The organism is Achromobacter sp. SIMBA_011, from assembly GCF_046535435.1.
Classification (GTDB): domain Bacteria; phylum Pseudomonadota; class Gammaproteobacteria; order Burkholderiales; family Burkholderiaceae_B; genus Achromobacter; species Achromobacter dolens.
On record NZ_JAWRWN010000952.1, the window covers coordinates 1 to 249 of the forward strand.

Consider the following 249-nt stretch of genomic DNA (forward strand, 5'->3'; position numbering starts at 1 on the left):
GCCACGTCGCCGCCGACGAGCGGCGGCGCAACGGCTGCAGCGTCGCCGACGGCAACCGCGCGCGCGGTCGCGTTGCGTGCCGCGGTACGCCGCCACAGCGCGCGGGCGAGCGCCAGCACGAAGGTCAACGCCGACGGCGGCGGATTGCGCAGCGCGCCGCGCGCATAGTGGCGTTCGACCTGCACCTGGATCGCGGACAGCACGGTCAGGATGATCAGATACCAGACGGTCGCGACCATCAGCAGCGGG

1 pseudogene is annotated in these 249 nt (G+C 73.5%); it reads right to left on the bottom strand.

Annotated features, from left to right (window positions below):
- Positions 1-249, bottom strand: a pseudogene (locus SB816_RS33815) (ABC transporter ATP-binding protein); the annotation flags it as partial.